The following is a 21,528-nucleotide window of genomic DNA, read 5'->3' on the forward strand; positions in this document are numbered from 1 at the left end:
GGAGAGGGGTTGGGGGTGAGGGGGGGCTCTTGTTGTTAGACACTAAGTCAGATTGCTATCTTAACACTAACAATGACAATCGCCACATGGATATGGTATGCAATTAAGATCGGGATATCTGCCTGTAGACAAACCACCCGGCATGACCAGCCGGGATGTGGTTAATCACGTTCAAGCCTGGTTTCCCAAGACGAAACTGGGGCATGCTGGTACCTTGGACCCCGCCGCCACCGGGCTCTTGATCATCGGCGTTGGCTCCATTGCCACCCGATTCATCGAATACGTGCAGGATCAGGAGAAACAGTATCGGTCTGTTTTCCAGCTAGGCAGTATAAGTACCACCGATGATGCAGATGGGGAGATTACTGAGAATACGGTTGTAGAACCACCCAGTCTGGAAATGATACAAGACCAGCTTACCAAGCAGACTGGCGTCATTATGCAGACTCCACCTGCCTATAGTGCTGCCAGGGTGATGGGGGTCCGAGCACATACCCGTGCCAGACGCGGCGAAACGGTCGAACTGAAACCGCGGCAAATCAGCGTCTATGAATTCCAATGTCTGCGATACCACTTTCCCGAACTTGAAGTGATGGTGAATTGCAGCAAAGGTACGTATATACGCAGCCTCGCTCGTGATCTGGGCCAAATATTACAAACCGGGGCCTATGTCAAAGCACTGCGAAGGACCCGAATTGGAAAAGTAAATGTCGAAGATGCGATAAACCTGGATAGCAGTGCCGACGAAGCAATCAAGGTCATGCTACCGGTATCTGTAGCAGTGCAGCATCTGCCTCGTTTGGTTGCCAGTGATGAAGAAACGAAAAGATTGCGACAAGGGCAAATAATACTGACCACTTCTCAAATCACCGGCGAAATGGGTTTATGGAATCGTGACACATTTATTGGAATTGTGAAATGCGGAGAAGATCGAGTGATCACTCCAACCAAGATGATTCCTACTGATGTAACAGGATTGGACTGAGTTGCCATTCTCAAGAATTCACGGTTTTTTTGCTTTTATTCGCTTTGAATACCCGTTAACATTTTCCTGCCTTGCTTTTTTTATCAGCAGGGCTTCATCTTGATGATCATCCTGAGACGGAAGAAGTAATGATTCATCCTCGTCGTGCATTTCGTGTTTTCTCTCTGGCAACCACAGTTAGTTTACTCAGCGTAGTGCCGGTAGCGGCTCAAACGTTTAACTTTACAAGTGGTACCCAGAGCTGGAACAATCCCAATAACTGGACACCGATTGGTGTACCCAATGGAATTGATGCGTCAGCGACGTTTAATTCGCCAACGGGTACGCAAAGCGTTCAATTGAATGCTGCAATCACAATCGGTTTCTTGGACATCACTCATAATGGCACTTCCAACTTTAATCTGGTGAACGGGACTGGTGGAAGTCTGACACTGGAAACTTCAGGAGGTGATGCAAGTATCGTTTATAATGGTACAAGTGCAACTACTAATGTTATTACCATTGGAGCCTCGATAACCCTTAACAGCAACACTGTTGTTAATGTTTTCAATGTTGCCCCCACAGGTACTGCTGGAATGACCTTCATCGGTGCAATATCGGGGAATGGAGATTTCATCAAAGGTGGCGATGGTAAGTTGACGTTCAGCGATGTTGCCAAGACTTATTCTGGCGCGACAATAATTGACCAAGGCAGGCTCAGATTAACCAGTGCTGGATCACCAACAGCAACTTCATCCATTACGGTCAATAATGGTGGTCAGCTGTTACTTGAGACTGGTGCAATCTGGAATCTCGGATCAGGTTTGATTTCTCTAAATGGCAATGGCTACACTGATTTTAATACAGCTGCAAACGGTTTGGGTGCATTGCGTGTTAACAACACATCAACAATAAATAACAATCTTGACCTCGCCAGCGATTCAAGAATCCACATTGCTGGTGGCACTACAACGATTTCCGGAGCCTTTTCCGGGGCATCTGAACTAATCAAATCCGGATTGGGTACAATTGTATTCAGCAATACATCATCTTCACACACCGGCAACATTGTCATCGAACAGGGCACCATCAATTATGGTTCCGGTGTCAGCATGGGTGGTGGTACTGTCACGCTTCAGCAATTAGCAGGCACCAACACTGTCAGACTGCAACTCAACAGCAGCCAGACTATCACTAATCCTTCCACGGTTTGGACTGATACGACCGGCACCCGTACTCAGAACATCGATCTTGGGACCAATGTCAATACTGTCCTCACAATTAATCAGGATGCAGATACGTATTTTGGTAATGGTGCCATTAGCACCATTACTGGCACCATCACTGGCTCGGGTTCCATCGTGAAGAATGGTCCAGGCACACTGACACTTACTGGCAACAACACCTACAACGGCACCACTACGATTAATGACGGCTTTATCTCTGCTGATAATGAATCCTCATTCGGTTCCAATCCAGGGAGCTTTACAGCCAATCGTATCACGCTTAATGGTGGAGGACTGCGGGCGAACCAGTTTGCACTCGATTTCTCCAGCAATCGAGGTATCACTCTAGGCCCGGCGGGTGGAACTTTTGACAACATCAATGAAACCATTTCGATCTCTACCGGAGTATCCGGGACTGGAAGCCTTACCAAGCTAGGCGCCGGTGTACTTTCCATGTCGGGCGCCAGTTCTTACCTCGGAATCACCACAGTGAATGAGGGCACGCTCTGGGCCTATGGCGGAAACAACCGACTGCCTCAAACTACGGTGGTAATTCTGGGCGATGGAACCAATACGGCAGTGTTCCGCCTCGGCAACAACAGTCAAGATGCAAACGGTTTCACCCATACCATCAGCGGGCTGACCACCAATGGCAACTCTCTCTCCAATGCTGTCGTTGGTGGACATAACGAAGATTCGACTCTGGTTATCAACAATTCGCTGAACTTCACTTTCTCAGGAACACTTGGCGGTGGCGGAACCTTTGAGAATAATCTCAATCTGGTAAAGTCTGGACCCGGCACCCTGATCCTGACCGGTTCAAGCACCTATCGGGGCAGCACCACTATCAACGGCGGAATTCTGGTGCACAACAGCAATTACACCGGCGCTGCTGTTGGCAACTTTACCGTCAACAACACCGGCACACTTTCCGGCACCGGAACCATTAACAACAACGTTCTAATCAATGCTGGCGGTACCCTGGCGCCAGGGCAATCTGCCGGACGACTTACCGTCAATGGCAACGTCACCTTCAGTGCTGCTTCTACCTTCCTGGCAGAGGTCAATGGCACGGTTGCTGGTACCAGTTATGACCAGTTGCGAATTGGCTCGGGTGGATCGCTGTCGCTGAACAATGCCAATCTGATCGTTTCGATAGGTTATAACCCTGCATTTTCTGATCGCATCTTTCTGACGGATAACCAGTTTGCTGGCTCCATTCTCGGCACCTTCAGCGGCTTGAACGAAGGCTCTACGGTGATCTTGAGTAATGGCGATTACTCAGGAGTTATTTCCTACCTTGGTGATTTCGGATCGAACGCACTCTCTGGCGGAAATGATGTCGTGATCTTCAACATCATTGCCATTCCCGAACCTGGTTCCATCGCCCTGATGGGTATTGCAGGGTTTGCCTGCTTGCAGTGGTATCTTCGTCGCAAGCCAGTGGCCAAGGTAGAAGTGGAATCGGAATCAATTGAACCGGCTGCTGAATCTAACGAAACACCAGTTAAAGTCTAATCCGAATTATTCTTCAGATTAGCCCGACCTTCCACCAGCGTGGTGGTAATGCCACGCTGAAGCACTTTTTCCTGCTGATTCAACACTTCACATTGCCAGGTGAGCAGTGCTCTGCGGCCTCGGCCCCGCACTTCTTTTTCCAGCAAGGTGCTGCGGATGTGAATCGTGTCGCCAATAAACACCGGTTCAAGAAACTGCCAGTCCTTGATGCCGACAAACGCCAGAGTACGGATGGGTGGGCTATTGATGGAGAGTCCGCTGGTCACCGCCAGGGTGAGCAGTCCGTGGGCGATAGGTTTGCCATACGGCGTATTGCGGGCGTATTCATGATCCGTGTGAATGGGATTGAAGTCGCCGGATATACCGGCAAAGTTCACGATGTCTGCTTCCGTGATCGTGCGGGCTGAGGATATCCAGCTTTGCCCTTCTTCCACGTCATCCATATAGAGATGATAATCGTTGTATGCCATGAGTGGCACTCCGCTCCCGTTGCAGCATCAAGGACAGGTGATCCATCACGGTACGGTATTCATTCCATTCTAAGCCATCAACTGTCAGTTGGCACGATGCAGTAATCCCATCGACCAGTGGTTCCTTCGCCAGGGTCGCTTCCCATAACTGGGATTCCTTGCCTGCATCAAACTGGGCAGCCAGATCCTGTCGTTGTTTCAGCCAGGCGGTACCAGCAGCCAGGGCATAGGTGCCCCAGTTGCTGGTGCCTGAAACAATCAACGCCTGGGTTGGCACGCGACACGCAATTTTACTCCCTCCATCAATGTTGTCACGAATAATCAGCCAGGGAATACGCCCCATGCCGATCTCATTGCCCCCATCACCAATACCAATGGTATGAACATGCGCGGGATGAGCCTCAAACAACCGGTGTACCGGCGAGGTGAATGCTGCCAGTTCATAGCCTCGCATGGAATAGGGGCGATTCCAGCAGCCTGGATCGACCTCGCGGGCAAACTGTCCGATTGGTGCAGGTTGATCGAACGATTGCTGTATCAGCGATGATAAACTGTGGCTCGGACCAGCCCGTTCAATCGATATCAGATGGGTGATATGCGGATTTCGCTGCCAGAATGATTGCATCCAAGAATTGGTTTCGGGATCATCAGGCGAGGGCAGTTCACTGAGCCTGATATGATCTTCCAAACCATTCAACCGCAATGCAATTTCCAGCACCGAGCAGCAGCCAGCTTCAGAGAGAATAGTTACCCCAGTGCCAAGCTGATGAAGAATATCAGCAAGGAATATTGCACCCAGTGGGCCATCAGTTTCGTAGCACTCGGCCCGTGCCACATAGAACCCGGTAACGATGGCAACTTCCAGCCGTTTGGACACAGCGAGCGATGTGCAGGCAGCTTGCAGATCAGCTGCAGTATGACTAACCAGGCTGCGGCCGGGGATGCGATCAAGTCCTCGTCCTGCCGGATCGCGGGTGATCAGATGCCGCAACTCTGCAAAAAACTGCCAGTCGTACATCAGGCAGCCTCCAGGCCAAGCGAACGGAAGCCTTTCCATGAAGCAGGCAGCGGTGCGGTTAACGTCATCGGTTCATAACTGATAGGGTGCTTGAATGTCAGTGCTCTGGCATGCAGTGCGATCCCGTTAGGAAATTTTTCGGTGGAACCATATTTATCGTCGCCCACAATGGGGTAACCCCGGCTGGCAAGTTGTACGCGAAGTTGATGCGTTCTACCTGTGCGGGGATGCAGTTCGATCCATGTATGTTTTTCGTCAGCAGCTTTGCAGTGAAAATCGAGCCTCGCCAGCTTGGCGCCGGGAGTGCCGAACTTAACCGTCTGAACCTTCCCCTGCATGGTGTCTTTCCAAAGCCAGTTTTCCCAGGTTCCTTTTTGGGGTTCAACCTTGCCTTCTACCACAGCCCAGTAGACTTTATCCACTTCCGATTCACGAAACTGTTCCGCCAATCGACCAGCAGCTTTGCTGTTACGGGCATACATCAAAACACCGGAAACGGGCCGATCCAGCCGATGTACCACGCCCAGAAACACGTTGCCCGGCTTGTTGAATTTCTCTTTGAGGTAGGCTTTCACCTGTCGATCCAGCGTCTCTTCGCCACCTTCGTAACCCGTCGTGAGGTAACCCGCTGGCTTATAGATTGCCAGGCAATGGTTATCCTCAAACAGGATTTGCAGCGGTGGCAGTGGCGGAGCCATGGCGTCTCTTCAAGTGGATGAAAATACTGATGCAGAATGCCAGGCAGATGAAAAGCCAGCATGCCAGCGGTAATACATCTCCCCATACTGTATACACAGTGAATTCCGAATAAATGGGGATACTGCCAATCAAGACCCCTTCGCGAGCCTTCGCCTCGCTCCAACTGCTACTGTTTTTCCCCATTACCGGGATGGCGCCGGTTTTGGTCTCCTGTTCACCCTGAGATGGCACATGTGCAGGCAGTGCAATCACTCGGCCCAGTGCATCAATGATACAGGAAATCCCCATATTCACTGACCGGACCATCGACCGACGATGTTCGATGCAGCGGAAGCGGGCACACACCAGGTGCTCTTCATGTTCTTCAGAACCTTTGAACCAGCCATCGTTGCTGATATTCACAAAGAAATGAGGGTTTTCCTGCATCATGTACGAGCGGGTCAAATGGGGCACCGTGTCTTCATAACAAATCAGCGGGGCAATGCGATATTGCTTCCAAGGCAGCGATGTGACTTTGTTCCCAGGCTTGATCGTGTATTCATATTCGTAAGGCGACAGCCATTTCATGAAGGGCAGCGTATCCGCCCAGGGGATGTACTCACCAAATGGCAGGCAGACGATCTTGTCGTAATGGGCCTTTTCGTTGCCCTGCCTGTCAATCAGCAATGCACTGTTGGTATGCTTCATGGATTCGTTCTTGAAGTCATACACATTGAATCCAAAGAGAAGATCAGCTTTCCACTGGCTGGCGTAGTGACTGGCCCAGGCCCGGCATCGTTCCAGCCCGACGGGTAATCGCGGGAATCGTTCCACCGCCCAGGCAGGTAACTTATCGTTTTCCGGGCGAATCCATGTAATAGATAAACAGGTTTCCGGCGCAATGATCAATTCAGGTTGATAGCTGGCAGCATGGTTGCCTAGCCGAACATAGGTTTCATCAATGGTTTTCCACAGTTCCGGATCGTTACGCAAATACTGTGGCTGGTTGCCTTGCAGCACGGCGATGCGTGGCGTCTGTTCACGTGTGAATTGCCCTGCATCCTTCATGATTTGAATGGAGCCATACCAGCTCGCCACGCCTACAAGAACGATCGCTGGCGCCAGTTCAGAACAAACGGAACCCAGTGTGCGACGCTGTGTAACCCGTGCCAGGGCCATGTTGATGAGCATGACCATGAAAGAAAGTCCGAAGACGCCAACCAGATCTGCAGCTTGAATGAAGTAGAGTTCATCATGCTGCGTATGCCCCAGGTAGTACCAGGCATAGCCGATCCAGATTTGTGAGCGAATATACTCGAGCGCTGTCCAACTGATCGATGCAGCCAGGATGAAAGGAACATGCAGGCTGCGAACCAGCAGTTTGCTGAAGAGGAAAAAGAAATACCACTGCAGGGAAATGATCAGCGCCAGCACGATGTAGACAGCGTACATGGGCTCACTCGCCAGGCGAATCCACTGAAACGCCAGCAGGCAGAAAACGAACCCTGCCAGCCAGGCGGATAACACTGGCCGCTGGTACCATCGGTTCACCGGAGCATCGCTGACGTACTGTTGCAATACCCAGCCCAGTGGAATCAAGGCAATCCACCCTAGCCAGCCTGCATTGAGTGGAAAGAAACTGCACCAGAAGAGAATGCTAGACAGCAGGCACCAGCCTATTGCAGGAACGGACTGCATGGAATTTCTCATGACAGGGAAAATGGTGACAATACTTCAATCCAGTCACCGGCAGCATAACGCACTTCGCCAGGCGGGAAAACCGCAAAAGAATCAGCCTGGCTGATGCTTCGCAAATCAGCAGACCCTTTCCACGCTATTGGTGCAGCCCGCCACGGTTTTAATGCAGTGTTCAATTTCACCGGATGATACGTCGGCCGATCTGATCGATGCTGAAAATCGCATTGTAGTTGTGCTGGTAATAGCGAAGTCAGAAACGGCGTAGACAATCCAGAGAGCTTTCGCAGGGCAGGGCGGATAAAGAGTTCAAACCCCACCAGGCTGCTCACCGGATTTCCTGGTAAACCAAATACCAGCGTTCTTCCACATTCGCCAAAAAAGAGCGGCTTGCCTGGCTTGAGTGCAACCTTATGAAAGATTGGCTCCACTCCCAATTGGTGAAGGACTTCTGGCACCAGATCTACCTTGCCTGCCGAGACGCCGCCGGTAATGATCAGCATATCCGATTGCAAACCGGTTTTGATGCACTGCAAGAGATGCTCACGGTTATCGCGGGCGATCCCCAGATAATTCGGAGTTGCCCCAGCGCTATGTATCAATCCCTGCAGCAGGCTCGCATTAGAGTTCCGAATATGCCCGGCTGGAAGTGCTTCACCCGGCTCGACAATTTCATCACCAGTCGTCAGCAGGCTGATTTGCACAGGCTGGAAGCACGAAACTTGAGTTCGGTTGACACTGGCAAGCAAACCCAAGGTGGCAGGGCGTATGGATGTGCCTGTTCTTAATACCACTTCACCCTGTTTCATTTCAGCGGCGCGCAACAGAATATTTTGACCAGGTTTAACTACTACTGGAATCTGAACGGTAGTTGCATTCCGCGTTGTCTGCTCGTGCATCACTACAGCATCTGCACTCGTAGGAATTGGTGCACCGGTCATGATGCTGAAAGCTTGCCCCGTCTTCACTTCGTATTGTGAAACACTCCCCGCCAGAACTTCATCAACAACCTGAAACGAAGTAATGCCTGCTTGGATATCACTACTTCGGATGGCATAGCCATCCACCATCGACTTGTCAAAAGGTGGAGAATCGCCATCACAGGAAATCTCTTCAGCAAGTACTTTTCCGAGCGCAGCATGGAGAGGGATTTCGATAAATGCAGTTGGCACTGGAGTATGCTGCAGAACCAGTTGCTGTGCTTCATCCACGGAGAGCAAAGACATGGCTACTCTCCTGTCAGAAAGTTTTTCAACAGCTTAGGTCCATCCACCGTCAGAAAACTTTCCGGGTGAAACTGTACGCCATGCAAAGGCCATTTCTTATGCTTCACGCCCATGATCTCATCCTCGGCAGTCCAGGCGTTTACCACAAAATCTGGATGATTCCAGGATGCTTTCTCAATCACCAGGCTATGGTAGCGCGTCGCTTCAAACGGATTGCTTAGTCCACGAAAAACGCCAGTGTTGTCATGATAGATCGGCGAAGTTTTTCCGTGCATGATCCGCCAGTTGCGATGTACTGTGCCGCCAAACACATGGCCGATGCACTGATGCCCCAGGCAGACGCCGAGAATGGGAATGCTTGAGGCAAATCGTTCCAGTACCGCATTGGAAATGCCAGCTTCTTTTGGAGTGCACGGACCAGGAGAAATAATAATTCTGCTGGGCTTCAACTCTTCAATCTGCTGCAGGGAAATCTGATCGTTGCGATGCACCTGCATGTTCAGCGTGGGATCAATTTCCCCCAGCCGCTGTACGATATTGTGCGTAAAACTGTCGTAATTATCGATGAGTAAAATCATGGAGTTGATCTATCGCCAAACACAATTAGATCAAGAACTCCTGCTGCCTGAGTGCCTGCATTCGCTTCAGCCCGCCACATTTTTCGAGATAGCCATTGAAATCAGGCTGATCCCAGATCATCTCTGCCAGGAATTTCTGGAATGCTTCAGGATCGTTCTCGACGCTCAGCCAGAGTTTCAGATGGTCTTCGTCAGAGAAATACTCGTAAGGCATGTTCCCCGGAAAGCTGCCGTAAGGTACTTCGCATACTGCATCGACACAGTAAAACGGAATGCTCGTGCGATCAGGCTCGCGGCGGAACTCATCTATGGAGATCAATCGTTCACAGGTGATGATCAACCTCTTGGCAGCACGGGCGACATCCAGATCAGCCACCGTGGTGCCACGAATGCGGGCGTTGCCATACACATCAGCTTCATGCACATGGATAGCAGCAACATCCGGATAGAGTGCGGGAAGCGCCAATAATTTCAAACCGGTATATGGACAAGTGATTTCTGCTGCATCGCTACACCGTCCGGTATCGGTTCCCAGCATGGAGCGAGTCGGTAGAAAAGGCACACCCATCGCGGCGGCACGAAAGCGAACTGCCAGGGCATAGTTTGACCATTCCCTGACTTGCAGCGTACCGCTTTCCATGACCCGCCGGGCATGGGGCGATAACCCCCTTGCCTCCAGCCCCACAATATAAGCCGAATCAAGCTGGCTGAGTGTCTGGCCTCGGCCGGTCAGATTGCCGGCACAGAGTATCTGGAAATCATGGGTGGCTGTATGGCCTGCAAACGAAAGGTTCTGTTTCTTCTGCCGAATGATTTCATGACAGATCGCGGTGGGTATGCGATTGGTGCCAAACCCGCCGATGGCAAGATAATCCTCATCCTGTACCAGTTGCGCAACAGCCTGCGTTACCGTGGTAACCTTGTTGACCATGGCACGAGGCTTGTTGCGGAACGCTGAACGTGCGTGATCAGGATGTGGATCAGCAAAGAGCAACGTCACTTGCCGGCAAACTCCCGTATCAGGATCTTGTAGCGACGATCATCGCGGAGACCTTCCAGATCGTTGTCCTTGCTCAGGAAGGTAAAATCATCATACCCCAGTTCAAAGGCTCGTCGCAACTCCTGCAGGGCAAGTTCATGGTTGCCAAGAAGGCAATAGCTGCAGGCAAGGTTGTAATGGGCGACGGCATCCTGCGGACGCAGGCGAACGAGTCGGCGATCCACTTCCAGCCCCTTCTGGTAATGGCCATGCTTGGTCAGCAGGTTGCCGAACACACGCAGCACATCAACATAATCGGGATAGCGTTCCAGGATATCGGTGAAAAACTTGATCTCAAAGGCTAACTGTTCACTCTCAGCTTTCTTGTTTCGGGATGGTTTGGACGACTGGTTCTGCAATGACTTGCTGAGCTCAGCCATGGCGTTCTCCGAGGGTTTTCACAAATGAGTTAAGAATGATAGGTGAAGTATAACAACTCACCGATTCATGTCCAAATCACTTTTAAGAAGTCATGAACTTTGAAAAATTTGCAGAAAATGCAGTTGACATTGGATGCTGCTATTTATCCACACCCAGCACATGTCGCAACGCCGGTTCAAGCGTTGGATAATCAAATGCAAATCCTGTCTGCTGTAACCGCTCCGGTATGACCTGCAGACTCGCCAGTAAGAGTGCATCCGCCATTTCACCCAGTGCCAGTCGCAAGGCAAACGCTGGTGCGGGAAAAATCGTAGGCCTGCGGAGAACCCTTCCCAGTGTTCTGGTAAATTCGACATTCGTCACCGGTTCCGGTGCCGTGAGGTTGACCGGGCCTCGCATGTCCTGCTGCATGATGCAGAGATAGATCGCACCAACCAGATCGCCAATTTCTATCCAGGGAACATACTGTTTTCCGCTGCCTAATCTCCCCGCCACGCACCATTGAAACAGTGGCAACTGGCTGGCCAGCGCTCCACCCTGCCGGGCCAACACAACTCCCACGCGGCCATGAACAGTGCGTATTCCAGCTTGTTCCGCTGCCTGCGTAGCTTTTTCCCAGGCGACACACACTTCCGACAGAAACCCGGTCCCGGGCGGCTCAGATTCCGTCAATGGCTGGTCGCCACTGGGAGCATAATAGCCAATGGCAGATGCTGAGAAAAATACTGCCGGTGGCTTGTTCAGGCCAGCGAGTGTTGTTGAAAGCAGCTTGGTGCTCTGCACCCTGCTGTTGATGATCTGTTCTTTTCGAGCAGCATTCCATCGTTTGTTGGCAATGCCTTCCCCCGCCAGATGAATGACAGCATCCACCCCTTCCAGCGACGATGCATCGATCTCATTACGTTCGGGGTTCCATCGTGCGGTGGTTGAGCCGTCATAAAAAGGCTGCCGGGGCTCACGTCGAACCAGTCGGATGACATGGTGCCCGCCTGTGTTCAGAAAGGCACAGAGTACCGTGCCAATCAGCCCGGTGGATCCGGTAACAGCAATCGTTTTTCGCGGCTGACCGATAAATTCATGATGCCTCTTCAGATCACTCAACAGAACGCGATGCCTATAGGCAAAGGTACTTTGGAGCCGACGTGTGATCATCGGATGCGCCAGTTTGCCTAAGACTCCCATCGGCGCCTGGAACTCAATACGGTCTGTCAGTCGGCATGCATTTGCACTGACAGTTTCAAACAGATGCCGGTGTTCAAATCGACCAAAAGGCCCGGTAAGCTGACGGTCACAAAACTGCTGGTCCTGCATAAAATTAAAATGTTCTGCAACCCAGGTTTTCTTGATAGAGCCAAGCAGCGGCACACGCAAAACAACTTTCGATCCATCGGTCAGAGACTGGTCACTCTGTTGCAGTTGTACGTTTTCCCAGGGTGGTACCATGCGCAGAAATGCACCAGGCCGCTGGTGCCAGGCGAATGCTTCGGATACAGGTACGGGAAGTTGAACGGATGATTCAAAGACAGGCATGGGCTCATTTCAATTAGCGTGAAAATGTAAACTCAATGTATTGCGTGAAGAGATTTTTACCGTCTCCACGCTGGTAATAATCTTCGAGCAATACTCCGACATTGGGTTCAATTTTCTTCTTGAATTGACTTTGCCAGTTTGAACCAGCAGTCCCCTGCATTCTGATTTCCACCGGATTTTCAAAATTGATCATGCTGGCATTGAGCCAGACTCTTGCCTTCTTCATACCGGACATGAAGCAGCGCAGGCTGTTAGGAACATCCTTTTCCCAGCCTGCTGAAACCAGCACTGGCGTCTGTGGAGTCGCCTTGTGCTCTTCCACTTCCAGCCAGTAAAAACGATTAGCAGATGGGCGAACTATACGGAACTCCTGTCCCATTCTGTTACCGGAAAGATCAGCACGGCCAATATCTGGCATGGCAGCGGTGCGTTTTTTGCGGGACATCCAATCGACAATGTAAGGAACCTCGGCAGGGAAATACTCAAAGCCCCGGCCTTGATACTCCACCAGAAGCGATGGATAACCCTTGGGTATCCAGTATTCGAACAGCGTCAGCATTGCATCTTTCTTGGCAGGCCCGATCTTCTCGCGGTAACGGTTTTTGGAAGCATCCACAATGTAGAAAGGCAGATACTGCGCGTTGTAACGCAGTTTCTCGATGTCATCAGGAGCATGGCCACAGATCACCGAGGCGCTGGCGAACAGATGCGGCCGGGTGAGTGCTACATCAAACACGACTGAGCCACCCGTAGAGTATCCTGCCAGTGAAACGCGATTGCTGTCGATGCGGAATCTGCGTCGCAAATCCCGTAACGTTTCCAGGACAGCTTCCTGTTCCTTGTCGGTCCCCTCATAGAGTTGTTTCTGGCCTTCCACCCATTCGGGAACTGCGACAATAAATCCTTTGCGAGCCGCGGGCGTCAGCCAGCCCGTGGTGGCAGTTTCGAAGGTCTGTCCCAGATTGGGGATTAGGAGAATCACAGGGTAGCTGCGATGATGATGGTACTCCGGCGGCAAATAAACTCGATACTTTACTCCCTCGGCCCAGTTTTTGGAGGGTGATGTAGTGAGATCAAGTACAGATTTACTGATGGCTTCAGCCCGGGGTGGTGGCAACTGGTCAATGAGTTGCACCACTTCATCTGCTCGAAGTGGATTGGATTTCAGGTAATTCTCGATAAATATTTTCCGTTGTTTGGCATCATCAGTAAGAAGGATCTGCTTGATCAATTCGCGATGCCTGGCGAGTTTCCCAGATGCCTCTTCGCTAGAATCAGCCCCTTCGGAACCGAGCATCCAGCCTGTAATGGCCAGAGACAATAACTGATCGGGCTTCGTAATCGGTGTCTGTTTCCGATTCGCGAGTCTTTCTTCCTGGTCTGCCATCTTCAGAAAAACGCTCAAAGCCTTGGCATTGTCCAGATTCAAATCACGATCCATTTCGTCGAGCAGGGCAGTATATTGCCTGGCCAGAGTCGATGCTGCCGGATTCGAGCGCAAATCTGACAAGTGCTTGCGCAGCCGCTCCAGTGCTGATTGCTGCTCTTTGTACTGTGTCCGCAGGAGGGAAAGCTTGGTCAAATCCTGCGTATCTGCAGCATCCTGGTCGAGGTTGGAAAGCAATGTCTGGACAAAGGTATGCTGGCCTGAGGCAATGGCATCATCCAGCTCTTCCATGCGGAGGCGCATCTGGCTTCGTTTGATATCCTGCCGAACTTCATTTAATCGCTGCAGTTCGGTCGGGTGCTCCTTGGCAATGGCGGTGAGTTCATTCAAGGCTTGTTCAAACCATCCAGCCTGGGCAGCGAAACGGGCAATACGCAGCTTGTCATCAAAGCTGACATCCTTCTTGGCTTCTGTAGCTTCCGCCTTGATGCGTGTCCGCAGCATGGCCAGCGCTTGGTCCGGTTCGAATTCCTGCGTCAGAAACGAGTTGTACGTACGGGTATACCGCTTGGTAACCACTTCCACTGCATGAGGAGACATGGTGTTGACGCATTGATCTATCTGAAACACATTCTTACCTGAAGCGGAATAGACATCTGAGGTACGCGTGCCATCAGCCTGCCAATCGGAAGATCTGATGACCGCATATTGCTTGAGTGGTGAATGTGAATGCTGCCATTGCAGATGGGTCGGATTGAATCGGAACTGTTCCAGTTGAGCCTTGCGATCGATGGCTTCCGTGCTGCCCACCAGATTCGTTGGGAAATAAGTTCTACGTACACCATCATCCACCAGATAGAACCCACCCAGCTTGCTGATGGCAACCTGAATGCCGCTCGGATCGGTGATCGTATCGTACTGTTTGAGCAATCGTCCCTGCAGCACAAACCCATCTTTGAGAAAGATAAAGTCTGCCTGTAGGGGACTGCAGACCGTCAGAATGATAACTGACAGAAACAATCCATAACAGCATCGGTGTGAGAGTGAACGCTTCATGCATCCTCGCTAGAACAGCGGATGATGGGCTCCCAGCCAGTGACCAGCCAGGAAAGCTACACCAGCCAGCAATAGTGACAGTCCGCCAAGAATAGCCAGCTTGACTTTGGGACTGATAGTGCGTGTGGGTGTCAGTACTGGTATATCGGGTATAGCAAAAGGTTCATCGTTGACTGGCTCAACATCTACTTCTTCCAGTTTGGTCAGTGCCTTGGGTTCTTCGACTGGGTCAGGCAGCGGAGGTAGGGCTGGTTCTTCACGCACGACAGGATTGAAAACGATTTTGCGTCGCACCGGTGGAGGAGCCAATGCTACAGAAGAATCCTCCATCACATCAGGCCGGGTTGGTTTCTGCAGAAGTTTATCGACATCAACCCGGTCAAAGATCGAATGGGGCTGATTAGATTTCTGCTGCTTGCGTGCAGGTTGAACCGGTGGTGGCTCGGAAGTACCTGTAGGTACCAGGTTTTTTGCCGCACAGGTCGGGCAGGGGACTATCGATCCGGCTTTCCGCCTGGCTATGCCAAGTAATTGCTGACAAGTTCCACAGCGGAATTGAATCGGCATAGAGATACTCCCGGCACTCACTAGATAGAGTATTGTACCATGCACTTTGGGGTCTACCACCCGGATTGTCTGCAGAAACGATACAGAAACAAACAAGGCCTTTGATCTGGATCAAAGGCCTTGACTGATAGAAATTGGAGTCTTACTCGTCAGAATCATCCTCTTCCAGCATTTCCACCGTCGTGGTAGTTGCCGAAGCGGCTGCTGATCCTGCCAGTGCGGTAGCTGGTGCATGGGCAGCCATCAAAGCCCGAAGGGCACTGTCAAGGAACCCTTCCAGCTTGCGGCTGCGTACCGGATGCTGCAGCTTGCGGACTGCCTTGGCTTCAATTTGACGAACACGTTCGCGGGTAACCTTGAAGATGCGACCAACTTCTTCCAGCGTATAAGTGTAGCCATCCCCCAGCCCGTAACGGAGTTTGATGATTTCACGTTCGCGGAAGGTCAGCGTCTTCAATACGTGTTCGATCTTCTCTTTCAGCATTTCCTGGTTGGCTGTGCTGGCGGGTGATTCGACCGTATCGTCTTCAATAAAGTCGCCGAAATAACTGTCTTCACTTTCACCCACCGGGCGATCCAGGCTGATCGGGTGCTTGCTGATCTTGAGCACACGGCGGGCTTCTTCCACCGTAATGCCCGCAGCTTTAGCCATCTCTTCGTAGGTTGGTTCGCGGCCTTTTTCCTGCAGCAGCTTCTTCGAGACGTTGCGAAGTTTCGACATCGTCTCAATCATGTGCACTGGGATGCGGATGGTACGGGCCTGGTCAGCAATTGCACGCGTGATGGCCTGGCGAATCCACCAGGTGGCATACGTTGAGAACTTGTAGCCCCGGCGATATTCATACTTGTCGACAGCACGCATCAGGCCAGTGTTGCCTTCCTGAATGAGATCGAGGAAGGAAAGGCCACGGTTGCGATACTTCTTGGCAATGCTGACGACCAGGCGGAGATTACCAGCAGAAAGTTCCCGCTTGGCGCATTCGTATTCTTCATATCGTCGTTGCATTACCCTCGAACGGTGTGCAAGATCGGCTGGGGTTTCGAGAGTTCGCAGTTCCAGGTCACGCAGTTCTGCTTCCAGCGTGGCAACCTCTTCCTTGGCGTACTTCTCCTGCTTCAGCAGGCTGATCTGCCTGAGCAGTTCATTCATGCGGGCAGAAATCTGCTGCAGTTTCTTCATCCACGGTTGTACGCGCTGGGTTCGTACGGAAAGTTCTTCACAGAGCGTTACGCATTTGCGACGGCGAAGACGCAACCGGCGGCGAAGTGTCAGAAGTTCTTTCCGGGGTACTGCATTTTCAAGGATCTTGTGGAAATCCTCGACATTGCGTTCCATCAGGAACTCAAGTGTTTTCAGGTTAAATGGCATGCGGTGCAGAATCTGGTCTTTTTCCAGGTTCTCTGTCACCGAAACCTTGATGGTGCGGTCGAAAGGCAATTCGCCACTGTGCACCCGCTGGAACGTTTCAACAGCGCTGGTCAGTGCATAGTCGCATTCGAGCACCTTGCGACGGAAACGGTTGCGTGTAATTTCAATCCGCTTGGCGAGGTTGATTTCCTGATCGCGGGTCAGCAGGGGAATCTCGCCCATCTGGGTGAGGTACATGCGGACGGGATCATCAATCCGTCTGCCACTGTCCCCGTCATCCAGAAATGCGCCGAAGAGTTCTTCGCTGAGTTCATCCCGGTCTGCGGTTGCTTCGGCAGCGGGGGCATTCGCCTCGCGCTCTTCCGCATCGCTTTCGTCGATCAGTTCGATGCCATGCTCTTCAAGCAGCATCATGAGCCGGTCGAGTTTATCGGGATTGACGGCATCATCAGGAAGGACTTCGTTGACTTGTCCATAAGTCAAAAAGCCTTTCTGCTTGCCTTGTTCGATCAGGCTTTTCAAGCCTTCTTCCATCTTTTCCATCCAACGTCTCCTCGTCGGGATAGCAACCAGGGTGAGTGGCTGCTTCGGGTGATACCCGGAATAGTGGTTCGGGTATTATTCAAGTTTCAGGCGAATAGGGAAGTCCATTCCACTACTCCCTGTCAGGTTCGTCTTGAAGAAGTAGCTGCAATTCGTTAGGCAAAGAAGCCGTCCTTTGCTGGAGTCGCTGCAACCTCGTCAGTAAATCGGTCGGCGGCGCCGGGCCATCCCATCGCTGCAGTTCACTCCTGACCGATTCCATATCCTGATCCAGCCGCTGCCTCAGGTAAGCCTGCAATACCTGGAGAAACCATTCCCTGGGCTGTGCCATTTCCAGCCCTTCGGCATGAAGCCGCGAAAGGATTTCAACCAGCTTGGGTTCATCACTCAATTGCTCGCGAAGCACATCCACTGAAACCAGCCCCCGTTCATGTGCATCATACAGTGCACTGAGCACCCGCTGACGATGAGGGTTGCTGAGCATTTCAGGCTGGACATGCTGGCGCGCCTGAGCGATGTGATCAGGCTCCACCAGCAGCACCTGGATCAATTCTCGTTCAAGCCTGTCCTCCGGAGATGAAGGAGAAGTTCGAGGCAGCCTGTTGGCAACCGATGCGCTGGCCGGTGCGGTTCGCTGTTGATGATCGCGAACCAGTTCACGGTAACGCTGTCGAACTACCGTATCAGGCACCCCACAGCGCTGGGCTAACCGGGAAAGGATCATTTCCCGTTTGACGGCGAGTTCTTCCCGTGCCAGCACAGGTAATCGTGCCAGCACACCCAGAACTTTTTCCATCGCCTGGCGCTGGCCTTCGATGCCGGTTCCCGCGGCAGCAAAGGCTGAGGTCAGGGTGAATTCCAATGCATCCTGCGCGTTTTTCAGCCGCTCCAGGAACGCCTGCGTTCCATGAGCATTGAGAAAATCGCACGGATCCATGCCGGGTGGTAACGAAGCAATAGCCAGTTCCATTTCACTTTGAATGAAATGGCCGAGTGCCCGTTCTACGCCCCCCTGGCCTCCTGCATCGGCATCGAAAAGTAGCACCACCCGTGAAACATATCGCTTAAGCTGCGCGATATGGTTCTCGTTCAGGGCCGTTCCCAATGTCGCCACCACATGCAATATGCCATGCTGGTGCGCCATCAGGACATCGGTATACCCTTCGACAACAGCCAAATACCCCGCTTTGTCTGCTGCCTGCCGGGCGATATCCAACCCATAGAGATGGTGACTCTTCTTAAACAATGAGGAGTCTGCTGAATTATAATACTTAGCTGCATCTTCTGCTGAACTACTGCCAGGAAGTAGTCTGCCTCCAAAGGCAACTACCCGGCCTTGTACGTCACGAATCGGAAAGATGATTCGATCCCGAAAGCAATCATAAAGGCTACCATCCTTCCGCAACCCGCACACTTTAAGGCTTTGTAACAGACTGATTGACTTGCGTTCTTTCAAAGCTTGTTTTGATAACCATTCCCAATCGTTCGGAGCATAGCCAATCTGGTACCGTTCCAGTGTTTCCGGGGCCAGGTTTCGCTCTTCCGATATGTAATGCAATGCCCTTTCATGCGAGGCGTGAAACAGACTGGATTGAAACTTTTCGGTAGCCCATTTCAAAATGTCATACTGATCCTGTCTGCTGGGGCCGATCGGAGCGGAACGAGTCAATTCATACCCAACGCGATGTGCCAGGAACTCTAAGGCTTCACGGAAGTCAAGACGTTCTTTTTTCATGATGAAAGTGTACACATCGCCACCCTGTCCGCAGGGCCAGCACTTCCACGATTGCTTTTCCTGATTGACGGTAAAACTGGGCCGATGGTCATCATGAAACGGACATAGACCCTTGAACATCCTCCCGTTTTTCTGGAGGTTGACATACGAGCCTATGACATCGACAATGTCGCAACGCTCTTTAATCAGCTTGGCATGGTCTTCAGACAAAGGTATGCTCAGCAGCGTGTACGGAAACCAACCCGAGTGACTCAACTGGCAGTCGGTTTGTGCCAGTTGTAACGAAAGATGGCATTGCCATGTTTGCAACATCGTTGTAGACAACGTGTTGTGACGAAGACCAGATTATGAATGAATTATAAAGGGCTTTTCACAATGGTCAAGAAACTGGAACGGTCGAGTGCATATAATCTGCAAGTAACGCTTGCGATTTGCGGGCTGGCAATACTATTGTTGGTGTTGTTTCTGCTGGTTCCTGCAAACAAGCCTGCCAACATCCAAGAGTCGGCATCTGTGGGGGGCCTGAATATGGTTACTGTCAGAGTGATGAATTCGCAAGGAACATTAAGCGAACCTTTCCAGACTCCCAAGGTGATCAAGTCCGAAGCAGAGTGGAAACAACTCCTCACACCCGAACAGTATCGCGTGACCCGCAACTCAGGCACCGAACGACCATTCTGTGGCACCCTGCTCGATAACAAGAAGGAAGGTGTTTACACTTGCGTCTGTTGTCGCCTGCCACTCTTTTCTTCCAATGCCAAGTTTAACTCTCACAGCGGCTGGCCCAGTTTCTTTCAGCCGATCTGCAAGGAAAACGTTTCCGAAAAGGCTGACAATACTCATGGCATGATTCGAGTCGAAATTAACTGTGCCCGCTGCGACGCTCACCTCGGCCACGTCTTCGACGATGGCCCACCTCCTACCCAATTGCGTTTTTGCCTGAACAGCGAATCACTGGAGTTTACGGAGAAGGAATCCCTCTCCAAACTGGCGGAGAAGGGGAAGTAAGGGTAGAGTGTAGTTTGGAGGAGATACTCATGGCAGGCACCATCAGTTTGTCAAAACCAATGCAGCAATTCGTGGCTGAGCAGACCGCGGCGCGAGGACTTAAGGATGATAAGGCGTATTTCAAGCAGTTACTAAAGGAAGAACAGGTGCGCGTAGGCAGGCAACGATTGCTGGAATTACTCGACGAAGGTCGGGCAAGCGGCTACCACGAAGTGACCGAAGAGACGTGGCAAGAACTTAAGGAAAAAGTAAAGGAACGATTCGCTGCCAGGAGGAAGGCGAAAGCGAAATAAGATGCGAATCATACAAACAAATGTCGCTTTCAAAGATGCCGTGCATATTTCCTCTGGAATGATCAGTGAACCAGTAAGCAACCTCTTCAACCAGGCACTTCAGAAAACCTATTCCGCAATTATCATAACGCCAACGATCGGCTCCCTCGTTCCAGGGTTATCAAATACCACGATGCAGGGATTGCGAGTCTGTACCATCAGACGCTTTCGCAATTATCTGGTTTTCTATCGGATTGAGAAAGACTGCATCGTTGTAGAACGAATCCTGGATGGCCGACGTAATTACCTTGAATTATTCATTTCTGAATAAACAAATCAATTTCTTATGTCTCAGGCGCAAGGAAGTGAATAGGCCGCAGTGGAAATCGCCTACGGGCGTCGTCATCAAGTTTGTGATAGTATTCAACCCACAGGTCAAAGAGTTTTTCCAGGTCCACCAGCGTAATCTTGCGTTTCTCCTGTGTACGCGCCTCTTCTTCAGCATCGCGTGTGAAGCCGGCGGTCGTTACGAATAGGCCGACGTCATCATCACCCAACAGTGCCATGAAAGAACGGAGACCGTCAACATTTACGTTATTGCCTACTCGTTTGACCTGCACTTTGATCCGTGGTGGACGGGTTCCTAATGGATCGCTCCAAGCCACGATGTCGATTCCACCATCCTTACCAGGGGGTGATACCCACGACACATGATAACCCATTGCGCGAAGCAGCGACGCGACCAGGTCTTGGAAGTCGTAAGGGTTCATTTCACGCAGGTACTGCTCGATTTCCTGCCAAGCCTGTTCCTCTGCCTGCTCGAAGGTAATGCTGGCGGTTTTTGCACTGGAAGCATCGTCCGTCTCAGGTTCTGTCGTTGGCTCGGCACCAGGCTGGCTGGCTTTCCATTTCTTGTAGAGTTTGACAGCCTCACGATAGAGCGTTTCAGGATCGGGATAAAGCGTATACGCTTTCTTCCCTTCCTCGGTAATAGACCACAATCCCTTATGCTTCAGGAGCCAGCCTGCTTTCACGCAGTCCACCGTAGCAAAGCGGACGATCTGTTCAAATCGCGATTGACCGGATTCATAAGCGCCCTGCTCATATTCGGTGAGTTGCACTGTGTTTCTAGAGCATTTTCAGTTCCATTCTTGCGGCGCATATCCTGCATGTCGGAGGTAGTTGGCGCATTCATTAGGCGAGAACCAGTCGAGGCACTGGCCGCAGAGTTGATCACATGCTTCCTTGGTGCGTGGCTTGCGTTTGCG

Annotated in this window: 19 protein-coding genes; 5 read left to right on the forward strand and 14 right to left on the reverse strand. The window is 51.5% G+C overall.

Annotated features, from left to right (window positions below; all coding sequences use genetic code 11):
* Positions 1–97 precede the first annotated feature (97 nt).
* Positions 98–985, forward strand: coding sequence for a tRNA pseudouridine(55) synthase TruB (gene truB, locus JNJ77_13110; protein ID MBL8823521.1), 888 nt, complete (start codon positions 98–100; stop codon positions 983–985).
* Positions 986–1,113: 128 nt separating this feature from the next.
* Entirely contained in the window at positions 1,114–3,708 is a 2,595-nt protein-coding gene (locus JNJ77_13115) for an autotransporter-associated beta strand repeat-containing protein (GenBank protein MBL8823522.1), read from the forward strand.
* Here JNJ77_13115 and JNJ77_13120 read toward each other — a convergent pair.
* From JNJ77_13120 to JNJ77_13180, 13 genes are all read right to left on the reverse strand, one after another.
* Positions 3,705–4,178, reverse strand: coding sequence for a MaoC family dehydratase N-terminal domain-containing protein (locus JNJ77_13120; GenBank protein MBL8823523.1), 474 nt, complete (start codon positions 4,176–4,178; stop codon positions 3,705–3,707). The genes JNJ77_13115 and JNJ77_13120 overlap by 4 nt on opposite strands.
* Positions 4,144–5,196: a DUF4392 domain-containing protein gene (locus JNJ77_13125; GenBank protein ID MBL8823524.1), complete on the reverse strand. Its 1,053-nt coding sequence runs from the start codon at positions 5,194–5,196 to the stop codon at positions 4,144–4,146. The genes JNJ77_13120 and JNJ77_13125 overlap by 35 nt, the downstream gene beginning before the upstream one ends.
* A complete protein-coding gene (locus JNJ77_13130; protein ID MBL8823525.1) occupies positions 5,196–5,894 on the reverse strand; it encodes an RluA family pseudouridine synthase in 699 nt (232 codons plus the stop codon). The genes JNJ77_13125 and JNJ77_13130 overlap by 1 nt, the downstream gene beginning before the upstream one ends.
* On the reverse strand, positions 5,857–7,572 hold the full coding sequence (gene lnt, locus JNJ77_13135; protein ID MBL8823526.1) for an apolipoprotein N-acyltransferase: 1,716 nt from the start codon (positions 7,570–7,572) through the stop codon (positions 5,857–5,859). The genes JNJ77_13130 and lnt overlap by 38 nt, the downstream gene beginning before the upstream one ends.
* An 8-nt stretch (positions 7,573–7,580) precedes the next feature.
* The gene (locus JNJ77_13140; GenBank protein ID MBL8823527.1) at positions 7,581–8,795 is read right to left on the reverse strand and encodes a molybdopterin molybdotransferase MoeA; all 1,215 of its coding nucleotides are present in this window, start codon (positions 8,793–8,795) and stop codon (positions 7,581–7,583) included.
* A 2-nt stretch (positions 8,796–8,797) separates the two neighbouring features.
* A complete protein-coding gene (locus JNJ77_13145) occupies positions 8,798–9,373 on the reverse strand; it encodes an aminodeoxychorismate/anthranilate synthase component II (GenBank protein MBL8823528.1) in 576 nt (191 codons plus the stop codon).
* 25 nt (positions 9,374–9,398) lie between these two features.
* A complete protein-coding gene (locus JNJ77_13150) occupies positions 9,399–10,373 on the reverse strand; it encodes a CoA transferase subunit A (GenBank protein MBL8823529.1) in 975 nt (324 codons plus the stop codon).
* A complete protein-coding gene (locus JNJ77_13155; GenBank protein MBL8823530.1) occupies positions 10,370–10,792 on the reverse strand; it encodes a hypothetical protein in 423 nt (140 codons plus the stop codon). The genes JNJ77_13150 and JNJ77_13155 overlap by 4 nt, the downstream gene beginning before the upstream one ends.
* Before the next feature lie 139 nt (positions 10,793–10,931).
* Positions 10,932–12,323, reverse strand: coding sequence for a TIGR01777 family oxidoreductase (locus JNJ77_13160; GenBank protein ID MBL8823531.1), 1,392 nt, complete (start codon positions 12,321–12,323; stop codon positions 10,932–10,934).
* 13 nt (positions 12,324–12,336) lie between these two features.
* Positions 12,337–14,766 carry a hypothetical protein gene (locus JNJ77_13165; protein ID MBL8823532.1) on the reverse strand — a complete coding sequence of 810 codons (2,430 nt, stop codon included), beginning with the start codon at positions 14,764–14,766 and terminating at the stop codon, positions 12,337–12,339.
* Between the two features lie 9 nt (positions 14,767–14,775).
* A complete protein-coding gene (locus JNJ77_13170; GenBank protein ID MBL8823533.1) occupies positions 14,776–15,333 on the reverse strand; it encodes a hypothetical protein in 558 nt (185 codons plus the stop codon).
* 142 nt (positions 15,334–15,475) lie between these two features.
* Entirely contained in the window at positions 15,476–17,245 is a 1,770-nt protein-coding gene (gene rpoD / locus JNJ77_13175; GenBank protein ID MBL8823534.1) for an RNA polymerase sigma factor RpoD, read from the reverse strand.
* Positions 17,246–17,357: 112 nt separating this feature from the next.
* The gene (locus JNJ77_13180; GenBank protein ID MBL8823535.1) at positions 17,358–19,292 is read right to left on the reverse strand and encodes a DNA primase; all 1,935 of its coding nucleotides are present in this window, start codon (positions 19,290–19,292) and stop codon (positions 17,358–17,360) included.
* A gap of 216 nt (positions 19,293–19,508) precedes the next feature.
* Between JNJ77_13180 and msrB the strand changes: the two genes are divergently transcribed.
* From msrB to JNJ77_13195, 3 genes are read left to right on the forward strand one after another with little or no spacing between them, the layout of a single operon-like run.
* A complete protein-coding gene (gene msrB / locus JNJ77_13185; protein MBL8823536.1) occupies positions 19,509–19,988 on the forward strand; it encodes a peptide-methionine (R)-S-oxide reductase MsrB in 480 nt (159 codons plus the stop codon).
* Positions 19,989–20,017: 29 nt separating this feature from the next.
* Entirely contained in the window at positions 20,018–20,281 is a 264-nt protein-coding gene (locus tag JNJ77_13190; GenBank protein MBL8823537.1) for a hypothetical protein, read from the forward strand.
* Position 20,282: 1 nt separating this feature from the next.
* The gene (locus tag JNJ77_13195; protein ID MBL8823538.1) at positions 20,283–20,591 is read left to right on the forward strand and encodes a type II toxin-antitoxin system RelE/ParE family toxin; all 309 of its coding nucleotides are present in this window, start codon (positions 20,283–20,285) and stop codon (positions 20,589–20,591) included.
* Between the two features lie 13 nt (positions 20,592–20,604).
* Here JNJ77_13195 and JNJ77_13200 read toward each other — a convergent pair whose 3' ends face one another.
* Complete coding sequence (locus tag JNJ77_13200; GenBank protein MBL8823539.1) at positions 20,605–21,381, reverse strand: Mrr restriction system protein; 777 nt, start codon at positions 21,379–21,381, stop codon at positions 20,605–20,607.
* Positions 21,382–21,528 lie beyond the last annotated feature (147 nt).

The sequence above is a fragment of the Planctomycetia bacterium genome, from assembly GCA_016795155.1.
Taxonomy (GTDB): Bacteria; Planctomycetota; Planctomycetia; order Gemmatales; family HRBIN36; genus JAEUIE01.

Coding starts and splice junctions, on each gene's coding strand:
- JNJ77_13155 (MBL8823530.1), bottom strand. CDS start 10,792: ATGGCTGAGCTCAGCAAGTCATTGCAGAACCAGTCGTCCAAACCATCC.
- JNJ77_13195 (MBL8823538.1), top strand. CDS start 20,283: ATGCGAATCATACAAACAAATGTCGCTTTCAAAGATGCCGTGCATATT.
- JNJ77_13190 (MBL8823537.1), top strand. CDS start 20,018: ATGGCAGGCACCATCAGTTTGTCAAAACCAATGCAGCAATTCGTGGCT.
- JNJ77_13120 (MBL8823523.1), bottom strand. CDS start 4,178: ATGGCATACAACGATTATCATCTCTATATGGATGACGTGGAAGAAGGG.
- lnt (MBL8823526.1), bottom strand. CDS start 7,572: ATGCAGTCCGTTCCTGCAATAGGCTGGTGCCTGCTGTCTAGCATTCTC.
- JNJ77_13125 (MBL8823524.1), bottom strand. CDS start 5,196: ATGTACGACTGGCAGTTTTTTGCAGAGTTGCGGCATCTGATCACCCGC.
- JNJ77_13145 (MBL8823528.1), bottom strand. CDS start 9,373: ATGATTTTACTCATCGATAATTACGACAGTTTTACGCACAATATCGTA.
- JNJ77_13160 (MBL8823531.1), bottom strand. CDS start 12,323: ATGCCTGTCTTTGAATCATCCGTTCAACTTCCCGTACCTGTATCCGAA.
- rpoD (MBL8823534.1), bottom strand. CDS start 17,245: ATGGAAAAGATGGAAGAAGGCTTGAAAAGCCTGATCGAACAAGGCAAG.
- JNJ77_13130 (MBL8823525.1), bottom strand. CDS start 5,894: ATGGCTCCGCCACTGCCACCGCTGCAAATCCTGTTTGAGGATAACCAT.
- JNJ77_13180 (MBL8823535.1), bottom strand. CDS start 19,292: ATGTTGCAAACATGGCAATGCCATCTTTCGTTACAACTGGCACAAACC.
- JNJ77_13140 (MBL8823527.1), bottom strand. CDS start 8,795: ATGTCTTTGCTCTCCGTGGATGAAGCACAGCAACTGGTTCTGCAGCAT.
- truB (MBL8823521.1), top strand. CDS start 98: ATGCAATTAAGATCGGGATATCTGCCTGTAGACAAACCACCCGGCATG.
- msrB (MBL8823536.1), top strand. CDS start 19,509: ATGGTTACTGTCAGAGTGATGAATTCGCAAGGAACATTAAGCGAACCT.
- JNJ77_13115 (MBL8823522.1), top strand. CDS start 1,114: ATGATTCATCCTCGTCGTGCATTTCGTGTTTTCTCTCTGGCAACCACA.
- JNJ77_13165 (MBL8823532.1), bottom strand. CDS start 14,766: ATGAAGCGTTCACTCTCACACCGATGCTGTTATGGATTGTTTCTGTCA.
- JNJ77_13170 (MBL8823533.1), bottom strand. CDS start 15,333: ATGCCGATTCAATTCCGCTGTGGAACTTGTCAGCAATTACTTGGCATA.